A 453-nucleotide genomic window follows, 5' to 3' on the forward strand; every position below is an offset into this window, starting at 1 on the left:
GCATATAAAGAAAGCTTTATAAAAGCGCTTAAAACAAAGCCAGCTGAGGAGCAGATAGCTACTCTTTCAAAGATCGCAATTATCGATGAGGACGAGATCGAAACCACTGAATACAGCGAATATCGCTCAAAAATTCGCATCATGAAAGATAGCGAAAAAGAGATAGATACCTTTAAAGCGATGAAAAAGCACATCCCGATCATCGCTGGATTTGCCGCAATGGTCATCTCATCAATGATGCTTTTTAAAGGGCTTGAGCATATAAATTTAGCCTTTAGCATCATCCAAACAGTCTGGATCATCTTTGTTATCGGTGCTCTGGCGTATCTTGCAAGCCTTGCTATCATAAACGTCATGAGTAAAAACGATAGCGAAAAGAGCATCAATAGAATTTTCTCATGGTTTCAAATTTTTACCGCTTCTTCTTTTGCATTTTCACATGGCGCAAACGAC

The 453-nt window shown here is 39.1% G+C and carries 1 pseudogene; it reads left to right on the top strand.

Features of this window, described 5'->3' with window-relative positions:
• Window positions 1–453: pseudogene (locus CYP05_RS02310) on the top strand (inorganic phosphate transporter); the annotation flags it as partial.

The organism is Campylobacter concisus (genome assembly GCF_002913545.1).
GTDB classification, from domain to species: domain Bacteria; phylum Campylobacterota; class Campylobacteria; order Campylobacterales; family Campylobacteraceae; genus Campylobacter_A; species Campylobacter_A concisus_AV.